Here is a 12,812-nt window from a genome sequence, read left to right as displayed (position 1 = left end):
TCTCCTTAGTCGCGGGCATAGGCGGTGCCCAGTTGTGCCGGGTTCAGCGAGGGCAGCGCGGCCTCTTGGCCGGCCGCACGGTAGTAGTGGGCATTGGCCTCGCCCAGGTCGGGGCCGCGCGAGCGTACCGCGCCGCCGCCGCGTGCCAGGCGGAACGGCAGGCCGGGCAGGCGCAGGCCCGCGTCCAGCTCCGCGAACCAGCCGCGCGCCTGCAATTGCGGGTCGCTGGCGAGGTCGGCGACGCTGGCCACCGGCGCGGCGGCGATGCCGTCGGCATTCAGCAGGGCCGCCGACTCGCCGGCATTGCGGCCCCGGCTCCAGTCGGCGATCCGCGCATCGAGTTCGGCATGGTTCTGACGACGCCGTTCGGCACTGGCGTAGCGCGGATCGCTGGCCAGCCCGGCGCCGCCCAGCCGCCGTGCCAGCGCCTGCCACTCGGCCTCGCTGCGCACGCTCAGCGTCAGCCATTGATCCTCGCCGGCGGCCGGATAGCAGCCCTGCGGCGCCCATTGCGGATGGTGGTTGCCCAGCGGCGGCGGCTGGCCGTGGCGCGCCGCCTCGGCAAACAGCGGCGCCACGAACCAGGCGGTGGTCTCGCATTCGGAAACGTCGATCCACTGACCCTGGCCATCGAGCGTGCGGCAGTAGAGCCCGAGCGCGGCGGCGCAGGCGCCCATCAGGCCGTTCATCACGTCCATCTCGCGCACCCGGTAGGCCGGGCCGCCCTCGGCATAGGCGGTGAGCGATTGCAGGCCGCTGGCCGCCTCCAGGGTGCCGCCGTAACCGGCGTAGCTCGCATAGGGGCCGCTGGCGCCGAAGGCCGACAGCGCCACCGTCACCAGCCTGGGATTCAGCGCGCGCAGGCGCTCCGGCCCATAGCCCTTGCGCGCCATCACGCCGGGGCGGGAGTTCTCGATCAGCAGATCGGCGTCGCGGACCAGGGCATCAAGTACCGCGCGGTGCGCTTCCAGCTTCAGATCCAGGGTCAGCGAGCGCTTGCCCCGGTGCAGCTGCCAGAAGCGCGGGTGGGCGTTGATCTTGTCGGGATAGCCGCCGCGCATGCCGTCGAGGCGGCGCGGATATTCGATCTTGATGACCTCGGCGCCGTAGTCGGCATAGAGCCGCGCCGCATGCGGGCCGGCCCAGTCGTGGCTGAAGTCCAGCACCCGCAGGCCGGCAAACGGTGCGGCCTGTGAATCAAAGTCCCCCCTCTCCCCAACCCCTCCCCCGCGAGGGGGGAGGGGCTCTGTGGTAGAGCGCGTGCTCCACGACTCGGCTCCGCGCGATCGTTCTGACCAGGCGCAGCGCTCGGGCCGGAACGGCGCGCTCGGCAGTCGGCGGCTCTGGCCGTCGGCGCCGACGCGCTCGTGGAAGTAGCCGCGCGCCGCGTGCTGCGGATCGGCCAGCGCCTCGGGCAGGCTGCGCAGCGGCGCCCAGGCCAGGCCTTGCTGCTGGCCCCAGTGGAACAGTTGCTCGCGGCTGCGTGTCGCCAGCCAGGGCTTGAGCAGGGCCTCGGTCTCGGCGCGGTGGGCGATGCGGCCGCCCATGTCGGCGAGCTTCTCGCTCAGCAGCGCCGGAGCCTCGAACTGCGCGGCAGCCTTCAGCCAGTGGCGGATCGGCCCGCCCAGCGCCGCGATCTCGCCGTCGGCGCAGGGGTAGGTACGCCAGGGCACCATCGCGTGCTGGTCGCCGTTGCGACGGGCGATCTTGCCGTTGGCGAGATATTCGGCGAGTGCGACCTCGATGTTTTCCATGGCCGACTCGCGCAGCGCGAGGTCGATGCAGTCGCCGCCGCCTTCGCGCGTGCGCCGCAGCAGCGCCGCCATCACCGCGAAGAAGGCATTCATGCCGCCGGTGAGTTCGACGATGCGCGGCCGGGCGTTGAGCGGCTCGCGCTCGCCGCTGCCGGTGCTGCGCATCAGGCCGCTGGCGGCGTAGAGCGTGAGATCGCTGGCCGGTGCCGCCGCCAGGGGCCCGGCCTGGCCGTGGGGCGTGATCTGCACCAGCACCAGGCCGGGGTTGAGCGCGCGCAGGCGCTCGGCGCTCCAGCCGGCGGCGGCCAGCACGCCGTGGCCAGCGCCGTCGAGCAGCACATCGGCCTGCGCCAGACGCTGCGCGAATTCCGCGCTCTCGTAGGCCAGTACCGCCTTGGCCTTGCCCTGGTGGTAGAAGGCGTCTTCGTCGGCATCCAACTCGAAGCCGGGGGCGCTCACCGGCACCCGCAGCAGCCGCGCGCCAAAGCCCTGCAACAACTGGCCGCAGGCGGCGGCGGCGAGATGGCCGCTGAGTTCCAGCACTTGCAGGTGGGAGAGATCGCTCATGGTGGGCTCAGACTTGAACGGCTCTTCTGGCCTGCGAACGCAGGGAGTCCCTGAGGGACAGGGACGAGCTTTTGAGGAGGTGTGCTTGGTGGCGCGGAACGCCCCCACCCTAGCCCTCCCCCGCGAGCGGGGGAGGGAACACAAGGCTTGTGAGGGCGTCCGTGCATGGGGCTAGCGCGCCAGCAGCGCGCGCACCGCCTCGGCGGTGGCTTGCGGATGGGTGATGGGGAAGAAGTGCCCGACGCCAGCGAGCGTCTGTAGTCGTGCCTGCGGCAGCGCGGCGGCCAGGGCGGCGGCGGATTTCAGCGCCCGGCTCGGCTGGGCGTAGAGCAGCAGCGTCGGCATTTCGACCGCGCCGTAACGCGCCGGCTCGGCGCCGGGCTGGGGAAAGTCCTGGCGCAACGTGGTCCGCTCCAGCAGTTCGACGAACTGCCGCGCCGCGCGCCGCGCGCCACGGCCCTCGCCGAACGGCGTGTAGTCGTCGCGCAGGCCTTCGCCGGGATTCGCCAGCATCAGCCGCGCCGCAGCCTCGATGAAGCGCAGGCCCACTTCCGGCTCCTGCCGCCAGTCGCCGCCGGCGCGACGGGCGACATCCTGCTCGTAGGCCGAGAGCGGTTCGACTTCGTGCAGATACATGCTGGCTTGCAGACGTTGGATGCGGCTGTCGAGCAGGGCGAGCTGGCGCACCCGCTGCGGGGCCTGCACCGCCAGTTCCAGCGCCACCGCGCCGCCCAGGCTGTGGCCGATCAGCGCCGCCTGCGGGATCGCCAGCTCGTCCATCAGCGCCAGCAGGTCGGCGGCGTGGTCGGTGACGCTGTAGCCGCTGGCCGGGCGCTCGCTATAGCCGTGGCCGCGCAGGTCGTAGAGCGTGACGCGGTGGTCGGCGGCGAGGTTCAGCGCCAGATTGCCGAACCAGAAGGCGCGGTTGGCGCCCAGACCATGAACCAGGATCACCTCGGGTCCACTGCCGAGCTGTTGGTGCGCGAGTCGCGGAAGACTCATGGCCGAAGCGCCGGGTGGACTCGCCGCGTTCCGCGCTGCCGCCTACACTGCGCCCTAGCCGAGGAGAGACGGCGAACAACGACAGGGAGTCGAGCATGCTTTCCGCCCACACCCAGGATGTGGTGACCCACTACACCCGCCGCCACGGCGAGCGCGGTGATCTGTTCGGCAATCAGCCGTTTGCCAACTACGGCTACTGGACCCGCGACGATCTGACGCTGGAGCAGGCGAGCGAGGCACTCACCGAGCTGGTGGCGACCACCGCCGGTCTCGCGCCCGGTGATCGCGTGCTGGATGTCGGTTGCGGCTACGGCGCCGGCGCGGTGGTCTATGCACGGCGCAGCCGGCCGGAGTGGATCATCGGCATCGACGTCACTCCGGTGCGTATTGATGAAGGTCACCGCTACGTCGCCGAGCAGGGCTACGCCGACCGCATCAGCTTGCAGCTGGGCAATGCCACCGCCATGGATTTCGCCGACGCCAGCTTCGATAAGCTGGTGTCGGTGGAATGTGCTTTTCACTTCGACACCCGTGCGGACTTCCTGCGCGAGGCGGCGCGGGTGCTCAAGCCCGGCGGCAGTCTGGCGCTGACCGACATGATTCCGCGTCGCGGAGTCGACCCCGCCGTCTATCTGCGCGGCGAGCAGACCGTCAACAGCGGCGTGGTGCTCGACAATCATCCCAATGCCTACGACGCCGACGCCTATGCCGCGCACCTGCGCGCCGCCGGCTTCACCGACATCCGCATCGAGTCCATCGTCGACTGGACCCGTGTCCGCTTCGTGCAGGCGCTGCACCGTGTGGCGGCACAGCTGGATGGCGAAAAGAGGGAGGCGATCCTGCGCTCGGCGCGGCGTATCCAGCAGTTCATCGACCTCGGCGAGGACTACGTGCTGGTCGCGGCGCGCAAGGCGCGCTGATCCGTTTTCGTCATCCCCGCGCAAGCGGGGATCCAGTCCTCTGCCGTGAGAAAAACTGGATTCCCGCCTACGCGGGAATGACAGGGTCAAGGACATCTCAGCCCGCCGCCTGCACCGCCAGAAAATCCGCGATCTGGCCAATCGAGAGGTCGTCCACGTAGCGGCCCTCGCGCATCAGGAGTTTCTCGAACGGCGCCTTGGCGCGCAGTACCTCCTCCTGGATCGCCACCACCAGCTGGATGATGTCGATGGACTCGAAGGCGAGGTCGGCGAACAGCCGGGTGTCGCGCTGCATGGCGCCACGGTAGTCGTGGTCCCAGTCCTGGGTGAAGTCTTCCAGGAGCGTGATGAGCTTCTGGGTGTAGTCGTCGCTGCTGAGCGGCATGGGTGCTGTCCGTGAACAATCGTCAGAAGGAATACAGGGGCTCCACCACCGTCAGCGCGTAGTGGCCGTCCGGCTGCGGAGTGATGCGGCTGGTCTGGCTCTGGTAGGGCAGCAGCCGGCCCTCGGCGAGCAGCTGCTCCAGGGCGTCGAGCGCGCCCTGGATGTGGCGGAAGTCGATGGTCGCCTTGTGCGGCGCCAGGTCGTAGCGCCACCACTGCAGGCGCTGCAGGCGCTCGATGCTGCGGCTGTCGAAGCGGCCGCGCAGGATCTTGGCCGGCTGGCCGGCGACGATGCTGTAGGGCGGCACGTCGCGGGTCACCACCGCGTGCGCAGCCACCACCGCGCCATCGCCGATGCGCACGCCACGCTTGATGAAGGCACCGGCGCCGATCCAGACATCGTGGCCGATCATCGTGGTCTGATGCGTAGGCCATTGCTTCTGCGTCGGCGGCTCCGGCGCCAGCCTTGCGAATTCCGGCTGGCGCAGAAAGGCCTTGAACTGCTGCGGCTCGGCGAACAGGAAGGGATGCGAGCTGAGCCATTCGGTCGGATGCTCGTAGGCGCCGGCCACTACCGCCTCGGCAATCGAGGTATAGCGGCCGACTGCGCAGTCGTAGAGGCTGCTGGTGTACTGGCCGTTGACGTAGGCGTAGGCGCCGAAGGCGCAGTCCTTGATCCGTCGCGGGTCGAACAGCCACACCGGCCGCTCGCAGACCAGCGGCGTCAGCAAGCCACGACCCTCGCCGACATAGAGGCCGTGTTCGACCAGTTCTGTGGCGCTGAGTTGGGTGGTCGCGGTGTTCATCTACAGAACTGCCGTCATTCCATGTAGCCGAGCATCTGCAGCTGCTCGATGATCTGCTTCTTCTCGCCGGCATCCATCTCCTGCCCGAGCTGTCGGCGCTCGGTGACGCGGGTGCGCGCGCCCTTCTTCGGCGGTCGGGCGGTGAGCTGCTCGGCGGTGAAGAAGCTCTCAGCAGCGGCGCCCTCGAAGTCGGCCGGCACCGGCAGGCCGGCGCTATAGAGCAGGGTGGGCGCGACATCGACGATCTGCCGCAGCCCGACCATGCCGGCGGCCGGAATGCCGGGGCCGACCGCCATGAAGATGCCGTCCGGGTGGTGGGTGCCGATGGCCTGCGGGCGCTGCGCCACCGCCGGCGTGAGGTTGCGGATCGAGACGAAGCCGTGATCGCGCAGCACCAGGGTGAGGTCGCAGGCGCGGTTCATGTGCTGGCCCGGGAACCAGTCCTCGCGCTTGAGCACGTCGACGATCACCGGCTCGCCACTGTCGGGATCGCGCAGGGCCAGCAGGTCGGCGATCAGGCGTTCGCGGAAACTCTCGTAGTCCTTCGGCTGGATGCCCGGATCGCCGGGCTTGGCGGCGACGCGGATGTGGATGCCGTTGGAGGACGGCGTGCGGCAGTAGGCGGTGGTCTGCGCCCAGTCGAGGTTGGCGAAATCGCTGGCCTCGCGGCGGATCGCCTGCTCGCTACCGTCGTTCTCCGCCCACTTCAGATAGCCCTTCTCGGCCAGGTAGGCGTTGATGCGCAGCACGAAGGTCGAGGCGGTGAAGCCGTGGTCGCTGGCGAAGAACACCTGCGCCTCCGGCCCGGCCAGCGTCACCAGCTTCTCGATGTAGCCGTCGAGGTTGCGGAAATATTCCAGGCAGACCGCGCGCATCTCGCGGTCGTGCTCCGTCGGCTCGGCCTTCAGCAGGGCCGCGTCCAGCCAGGGCCAGGCCTGGTGCTGGATCTTGTCGGTGCCGTCGAACATCACCGCCATCACGTCGGGCCGGTCGTTCTTGAGGATGAACTCGGCGACCTTGAACCACTGCTCCTCGCGCGGCAGGTGATAGCGCACCCACTTGGCGGTCTCGTCGGCGGAGAGCGATTCCATCGCCTGCTTCTCCTTGTCGAAATCCCAGGCGAGTTCCTTGGGGTCGAAGCCCGGGATCTGCTGCTTGATGCGCTCGAACAGCTCGCGCGGATGCGTGTTGCGGCGCAGGTGCTTGGCCGGGATGAAGCCGGGCACGATCGAGCCCTTCAGGTCTTCCGGCGCCGGCGCGGTGAGCGGGAAGTTGAGCGCCGCCACCGACTTGCCCTTGCGCGAGAGGATGGCCCAGATGATTTCGCTGTCGATGTCGCGGGCGTCGTAGAGCGTCCAGTAGACCTCGCCGCCGTGGTCCTCGGCGCGGATGAAGTCGAACACGCCGTGCTCGCCTGGGCCCTTGCCGGTCATGATCGAGGTCCAGGCCGGCGGCGTCAGCGGATTCGGCGTGGAGCGCAGCTTGGCGCGCACGCCGCGTTCCATCAGCGACTTCATGAACGGCATGGTCAGGCCTTCGCCCGGTAGCTCGCGGGTCATCTGGTCGAGGACGGTGTAGGTGCAGCCGTCGAGGCCGATGAAGAGGGTGGTGGTCATGTTGTGGTCACTTGGCTGAAGGGGGTTTTGGGAAAGCTGTCGCTTGGGGGCGGTGCTTTCGTGCTGTTTTGTTTGTGGGTCGCGCCTTCGTGCTGCTCTGCTTGGCTGTGTGGTTCGCGCGTTCGCGCTCTGCTTTGTGTGTGCTGTTTGAGGTCCTTTTTTCGCCTATTGGCGACTCACTTTTCTTTGCTCCTGCAAAGAAAAGTAAGCAAAAGAAAGCAGGCCCCTGCGTAGCGCCCCTGCGGGGTACCCTGCGATGCTCGGTCTCCGGGGGACGCCGGCGAACTCGGCGCCCTATAGGCGCCTCAGACATGCGCCGGCTTCCATACCCCCGGAGCCCTGCGCTTCTCGGCGCTACGAAGGGGGAGGGAACGTCAAAAGCCACATCAACAGCACCCCGGCTCGTCGGCTTCGCCGACCTCGCGCGAGCGAAGCGCGCGCCTGCTGTAGATGTTGCGGCGGGCGGAGACCGCCGTGCTGTGGACGTTCCGGTCCCCTTCGTAGCGCCGAGAAGCGGAGGACCAAAGGGGGATAACAGCGAGCGCCTGTTTGAGGCGCCTATAGGGCGCCGAGTTCGCGAGCGGCCCCTTTGGGCCGAGCATCGCAGGCTTGCCCCCGCAGCGGGCGCTACGCAGGGGTGTGCTTTCTTTTGCTTACTTTTCTTTGCACAAGCAAAGAAAAGTGAGTCGCCAATAGGCGAAAAAAAGACCTCAAACCCTGCAAAGCCAAAAGAGCGCGAACGCGCGAACCGCAGCCCCAGCCCCAGCCGAGCCGCTCGAGCCCCCCGCAAACCCACCATGGCTCTACCCATGCTCAATCCGACACCGCCACCGCCGGCACCGCGTCGGTCGCCACGCACAAGGCCAGCACCGCCTCGTCGCCTTCGAAGTGCAGCGCCACGTCGTAGTCGCGCTCGCCCTGGCGCACCCGCGCCACGGTCGGACTGCCGCCACGGCGGTCGAGCTGGGCGGCGACCACCCGCCAGTCCTGCGGACGGCCTTGAAGACCGGTGCCGGCGGCCTTGGCGGCGGCTTCCTTGGCGCACCAGAGCGCGACCGCCTGACGCGCGCGCTCGGGGCCGCCGGCGGGCGCGCTCAGCCAGTGCTGCTCGCTGGCGGCGAAGGCGCCGTGGATCAGGTCTTCGGTGCGCAGCGGTTCGATGCGCTGATAGTCCAGGCCCAGGCTGACACCGGGATCGCTGGCCACCGCGCAGGCCCAGCGCCGGCTGTGCGCCAGCGAGATCGCCGGCGGCAGCCGGCCTTGCAGGGCGGCGCAGCGCACCACCGGGCGGCCGCTGTCCAAACTGGCGATCTCGATGTCGGCGGGCGCGAGTTCCAGGCCGTGACGCAGGCGTACCCAGTCGCGCACTGCGTCCTTGGCGGAGAGCCGGCCCATCAGCCATTCCTCGCGGCGCGGGCCCTGCGCCGGCAGCGCATACCAGCGGCCGCGTTCGGCGGCGCTCAGCACCTGGTGGGCGGTGACCCGCTTCCAGATTGCGCCGCCCTCGTCGAGTAGACCTTCCTCCAGCGGCGCCAGGCGGCGGATGCACAGCTCCGGCGGCAGGCGCTCGCGCAGCAGCGGCTCGCTCAAGGGCGCGGCGGCCGGGTTCTGGCGGAAGGCGTGCAGGCGCGCCGGCACCGCGAACACGCGGTCCTCCCAGCCCTCGGCGCGCATCCGCAGCTGCCCCTCGCGGTCTGCGATCTCCCAGCGCGCTTCCAGTTGCTGGGCCTCGCCGTCCAGGCGGATCAGCCCCTGGCACAGCAGGCTCTGGCCGGCCGCCGGCGGTGGACCGTAGAGGCGCAGGCTGCGCACCCGGTAGGGGAAGCAGTTCAGCACCTGCTCGGTGTACTTCTCGCGCAGCCAGAAGCCGGCGAGCTGGCCGGCGGCGTCGAGCAGGGCGGCGTCGAACTGGAAGGCGGGTGTCGGCCGGTCGCGGAAATAGTCGTGCACCGGCAGTGCGCGCAGCTCAGCGTCCATGCCCTCGGCGTCCCAGCCGGCGATGCGCGTGCAGCCTTGCAGGCGCGGGCCGTGGAACATGCCGTGACGGTAGATCGCCTCCGGCGTGTGCAGACGCGGCGGCTGTAGCGGTCGCGAGTTGGCGGCCAGAATCGGTGGCGACGGGTACTGCGCGGCGAGCAGCACCTCGCCCTCGAACACCAGCAGGCCGCCGGGCGCATTGCCCTCGTCGGGGGCATGGACGCGGCAGGCGATGCGCTGCGGGCCGCCGGGCTCGCCGGCGCGACCGGGCAGGCGCTCGGCCTGGATGCGCAGCCGCAGGCGGCCGGAATCCAGCGCCAGCCAGCGGCTGCCGCGCGCCTGGTCGATGCCGATCAGCTTCAGGCCCTCGCCCTCGCAGAGTGCGGCGGCGGCCTCGGCGATCAGCTCCATGCTGAAGGTGAAGGGCAGCACCGGCAGTGGCCGCAGGCCGGGGTCGCGCGGCGTCGGCGCGGTGCCGATGGCGTGGTCGTTGAGGAACACATCGCTGGCGAGATCGAGCAGGCGCTCGGCTTGCAGCCGCTCGCGTTCGCGCAGACGGATCTCGCCGAGCAGGGGATAGCGGCTGCCATCGGCGGTGACCGCCGCCGGCATCGGCATCGGCATCGGCGACGGTGCCGGCGGAACGGCGGGCTGCTCGCGCGGGACTGCCGTCGCTGGCAGCACCCCGGCGAGACCCAGCACCCGGGCTTGCGAGTCGAGAAACTCCTGCATCAGCGAGAAGTGCATGCGCAGCGCGGCGTCGCGGGCGTCTTCCTGACTGGGCGCCAGCTCTGCCTGCGCATCCGGCGTCGCGGCCGTGGTCGGCAGCGGCCGGCGGAATTCTTCCGGCAGCTTCAGCTCCGGCATCAGCAGCTTGAGCTGCATGCCGGTATTTTTCTGCGCCGGCGGTGGCGCGGCCAGATCGACTTCGGGAAGCGCGCGCTGCGCGAACAGCGCGGCGCCGTCGTAGGCGCAGCCGGCCGCGAACAATTGCGCCAGCGTCTGCTGCAATTGCAGGCAGCCGGATTTGCGGCGGCTGTCGCTGGCGAGTGCCAGCAGGCCGGGCCGACCGCGCAGCGTGTCTTCGACGAAGGCGGTGAGATTGGCGCTGGGGCCGACCTCCAGAAACACCCGGTAGCCGTCCTCGTAGAGCCGGTGCAGGGTCTCGGTGAAGCGCACCGGCCGCTGCCATTGCTCGGCGGTGAGTGCGACGATGCCCTCGGGCGTGCGCGGGAATTCACCGACGCTACAGGCGCTGTAGAGGCTGATGCCGGCACGCGGCTGCCATTGCAGGCTCGGGTAGTAGGCGCGCACCGCCTCGGCCATCGGCGCGAACAGCGGTGTGTGGTAGGCGCGGCCAAAGGGCAGGGCGGCGCAGATCGCGCCCTGCGGCGACAGCCGCACGCGGATCGCCTCGGCCTGCTCGGCGCTGCCGAACAGCACCAGCTGATTGGGGCAGTTGTCCATCGCCACCACCATCCCGCCCAGGTCGGCGAGCAGCGCGGCGCGGCTCTCGGCATCCAGCGCGCCGACGGTGAGCAGCGTGCCCTGGGCGATGCGGCCCTCGGCCTCCAGCGCGCGGTAGCGGGCGTTGACCTCGCGGATCGCGGTGACCACCTGCGCGCGGTTGTGGCGGTGGCTGTCGCACCAGGCCGAGAGCGCGGTGTTCTCGCCGGTGGAATGCCCGAGCATGGCCTGCGGCACCAGGCCTAGGTCGTCGTAGAAGGATTGCAGTCCGAGGCTGGCGGCGAACACGCTCTCGGCGGCGCTGTCGCCCTCGTAGAGCTGCGCTTCCAGCGCCTGGCGTGCGGCCTCGCTCAGCACGCTGGGCGGCGGGAACAAGGCCTGCGCCCGCGAGGGCGCGCCGCGCTCCACCGCCCCGGCCTCGATGATGTCGAACCACTCGCGCAATACCGGCCACTGCGTGCAGGCCTCGGCGAGCATGCCCGGGTACTGCGAGCCCTCGCCGGGGAACAGGAAGCAGAGCTTGCCCGGCGCCGCGCCGAGCCCGTAATGGATGCCGTTGCGGGTCTTGAACGGCTGGCTGCCGTCGCCGAGTTTTTCCAGCGCGCTATCGAGCTTGCGCAGCGCCTCGGCGCTGTCGACGGCGACCAGCGCCAGGCGATGGCTGCCCTGGGCGCGTGCGGCACTGGCCTGGGCGATGGCGGCCAGCTCGGCGTCCGGCGCGGCCAGATGCAGGCGCAGCATCGCGATGCGTTCGCGCAGCGCCGCCGCCGAGTCTGCGGCGACCAGCAGCAGCTCGCCGCCGCCGGGTCGGTGCAGCACCTGCGCCTGCACGCTACGTGGGGGGCGGTACTCCTCCAGAATCAAATGGCTGTTGATACCGCCGAAGCCGAAGGCATTGACGCCGGCGCGGCGCGGCTCCGGGCCGCCATGAATCCAGGGCCGCGCCTCGTTGAGGATGTAGAACGGCGTCTGCTCCAGCTTCAGCGCCGGGTCCGGCCGCTCGCAGAGCATCGGGGGCAGCACCCGGTGGTGCAGGGCCAGCGCAGACTTGATGAGCGCCGCCGAGCCGCTGGCGGGCATGCAGTGGCCGATCATCGACTTCACCGCCGAAATGCCGATGTGGGCGCCGGCGCCGCGATCACCGAAGACCTCGGACAGGGCCTGCACCTCGGTGGCATCGCCCAGCGCGGTGCCGGTGCCGTGTGCCTCGATGAAGCCGAGGCTGGCGGGGTTGATGCCGCTGCTCTCGTAGGCGCGACGCAGCGCCAGCACCTCGCCTTCCAGACGTGGCGCCAGCAGGCCCTTGGCGCGGCCGTCGCTGGCCGAGCCGATGCCCTGGATCAGCGCGTAGATGCGGTCCCCATCGCGCTCGGCGTCGGCGCGGCGCTTGAGCACCAGCAGGCCCAGGCCCTCGCCGAGCAGGGTGCCGTCGGCGCCTTCCTGGAACGGTCGCAACTGACCGCGCGCCAGCGCGTTGATGCGGCAGAACTGGATGAAGATCTGCGGCGGCGTGTGGGCGTGGATGCCGCCGGTGATCATCAGATCGCAATGGCCGTGGCGGAGCTGGGTGATCGCCTGTTCCAGCGCGATCAGCGAGGAGGCGCAGGCGGCATCGACGATGCAGCTCGGCCCCATCAGGTTGAAGCGGTTGCAGATCAGGCCGGCGATGACATTGGGCGTGAGCACGCCGATATGCTCGGCCTGGAACGGCGGCAACTGGGATTTGAAGGCGTCCTTCAGGCGCGCCAGGTCGGCGCCGCTGAAGTCCGGTCGCAGGCCCTGCACCATCGCCATCGCCTGGTCGAGGAACAGGTTTCGGCTCATGGTGCTGGCCAGCGCGCGGTTGCCGTAGGTGCCACGGCCGAGGATCACGCCGGCGCGCTCGCGGTTGAAGTCACGGTGCAGATAGCCGGCATCGGCGAGCGCTTCGCCGGCGTAGTGCAGGGCCAGCAGATGGTCGGGATCGCTGCCGGCGGCGACCATCGGCGTCACCCCGTAGCGCATCGGATCGACCTGTGCGAGATCGCGCAGAAAGCCGCCACGGGTGGTGTAGATGCGGTCCTCGGCCTGCGCCTGGGCGTCGCCGGCCTCCTGGTGGTAGTGGCCCACCCATTCCGGCTCGGCCTCGGCCACCGCATCGACCTTGTCGAGGATGTTCTGCCAGTACTGGCGGATGCCGCGCGCGCGCGGGTAGCAGCCGGCCATGCCGACGATGGCGATGTCGAGCCGCGCGCTCATGCCCGCGACTGCCGCGAACTCCCTCCCCCGCAAGCGGGGGAGGGCTGGGATGGGGGCGGTGTCTGGCCTGCCGCTCGCCCG

At 70.1% G+C, this 12,812-nt stretch carries 7 protein-coding genes; 1 reads left to right on the top strand and 6 read right to left on the bottom strand.

Annotated features, from left to right (window positions below):
• Positions 1 to 5: 5 nt before the first annotated feature.
• Together ED208_RS13975 and ED208_RS13970 are read right to left on the bottom strand one after the other, a co-directional pair.
• Positions 6 to 2,321, bottom strand: a complete 2,316-nt coding sequence (locus ED208_RS13975; protein ID WP_123212541.1) for a CaiB/BaiF CoA-transferase family protein — start codon at positions 2,319 to 2,321, stop codon at positions 6 to 8.
• A gap of 171 nt (positions 2,322 to 2,492) precedes the next feature.
• Complete coding sequence (locus ED208_RS13970; RefSeq protein WP_123212540.1) at positions 2,493 to 3,323, bottom strand: alpha/beta fold hydrolase; 831 nt, start codon at positions 3,321 to 3,323, stop codon at positions 2,493 to 2,495.
• A 95-nt stretch (positions 3,324 to 3,418) separates the two neighbouring features.
• On the opposite strand from ED208_RS13970, the gene ED208_RS13965 reads away from it, so the two are divergent.
• Complete coding sequence (locus tag ED208_RS13965; protein ID WP_123212539.1) at positions 3,419 to 4,243, top strand: SAM-dependent methyltransferase; 825 nt, start codon at positions 3,419 to 3,421, stop codon at positions 4,241 to 4,243.
• 97 nt (positions 4,244 to 4,340) lie between these two features.
• Here the strand turns inward: ED208_RS13965 and ED208_RS13960 are convergent, their stop codons facing one another.
• The 4 genes from ED208_RS13960 to ED208_RS13945 all read right to left on the bottom strand — a co-directional run bounded on the left by ED208_RS13960 (position 4,341) and on the right by ED208_RS13945 (position 12,731).
• Entirely contained in the window at positions 4,341 to 4,628 is a 288-nt protein-coding gene (locus ED208_RS13960; protein ID WP_123212538.1) for an acyl carrier protein, read from the bottom strand.
• A gap of 22 nt (positions 4,629 to 4,650) precedes the next feature.
• Positions 4,651 to 5,433 carry a CatB-related O-acetyltransferase gene (locus ED208_RS17725; protein WP_123212537.1) on the bottom strand — a complete coding sequence of 261 codons (783 nt, stop codon included), beginning with the start codon at positions 5,431 to 5,433 and terminating at the stop codon, positions 4,651 to 4,653.
• Positions 5,434 to 5,447: 14 nt separating this feature from the next.
• Positions 5,448 to 7,049 carry an alkaline phosphatase family protein gene (locus tag ED208_RS13950; protein ID WP_123212536.1) on the bottom strand — a complete coding sequence of 534 codons (1,602 nt, stop codon included), beginning with the start codon at positions 7,047 to 7,049 and terminating at the stop codon, positions 5,448 to 5,450.
• A gap of 813 nt (positions 7,050 to 7,862) precedes the next feature.
• Complete coding sequence (locus ED208_RS13945; protein ID WP_123212535.1) at positions 7,863 to 12,731, bottom strand: type I polyketide synthase; 4,869 nt, start codon at positions 12,729 to 12,731, stop codon at positions 7,863 to 7,865.
• Positions 12,732 to 12,812: the final 81 nt, after the last annotated feature.

Source organism: Stagnimonas aquatica, assembly GCF_003730135.1.
Lineage (GTDB): Bacteria > Pseudomonadota > Gammaproteobacteria > Nevskiales > Nevskiaceae > Stagnimonas > Stagnimonas aquatica.
The sequence above is the reverse complement of the archived record's forward strand: the minus strand, read 5'-3'. Positions and strand labels throughout refer to the sequence as shown.

Bases quoted from the DNA above. Each gene is read 5' to 3' on its own strand.
- ED208_RS13975 (WP_123212541.1), bottom strand. From the start codon at position 2,321: ATGAGCGATCTCTCCCACCTGCAAGTGCTGGAACTCAGCGGCCATCTC.
- ED208_RS13970 (WP_123212540.1), bottom strand. From the start codon at position 3,323: ATGAGTCTTCCGCGACTCGCGCACCAACAGCTCGGCAGTGGACCCGAG.
- ED208_RS13965 (WP_123212539.1), top strand. From the start codon at position 3,419: ATGCTTTCCGCCCACACCCAGGATGTGGTGACCCACTACACCCGCCGC.
- ED208_RS13960 (WP_123212538.1), bottom strand. From the start codon at position 4,628: ATGCCGCTCAGCAGCGACGACTACACCCAGAAGCTCATCACGCTCCTG.
- ED208_RS17725 (WP_123212537.1), bottom strand. From the start codon at position 5,433: ATGAACACCGCGACCACCCAACTCAGCGCCACAGAACTGGTCGAACAC.
- ED208_RS13950 (WP_123212536.1), bottom strand. From the start codon at position 7,049: ATGACCACCACCCTCTTCATCGGCCTCGACGGCTGCACCTACACCGTC.
- ED208_RS13945 (WP_123212535.1), bottom strand. From the start codon at position 12,731: ATGAGCGCGCGGCTCGACATCGCCATCGTCGGCATGGCCGGCTGCTAC.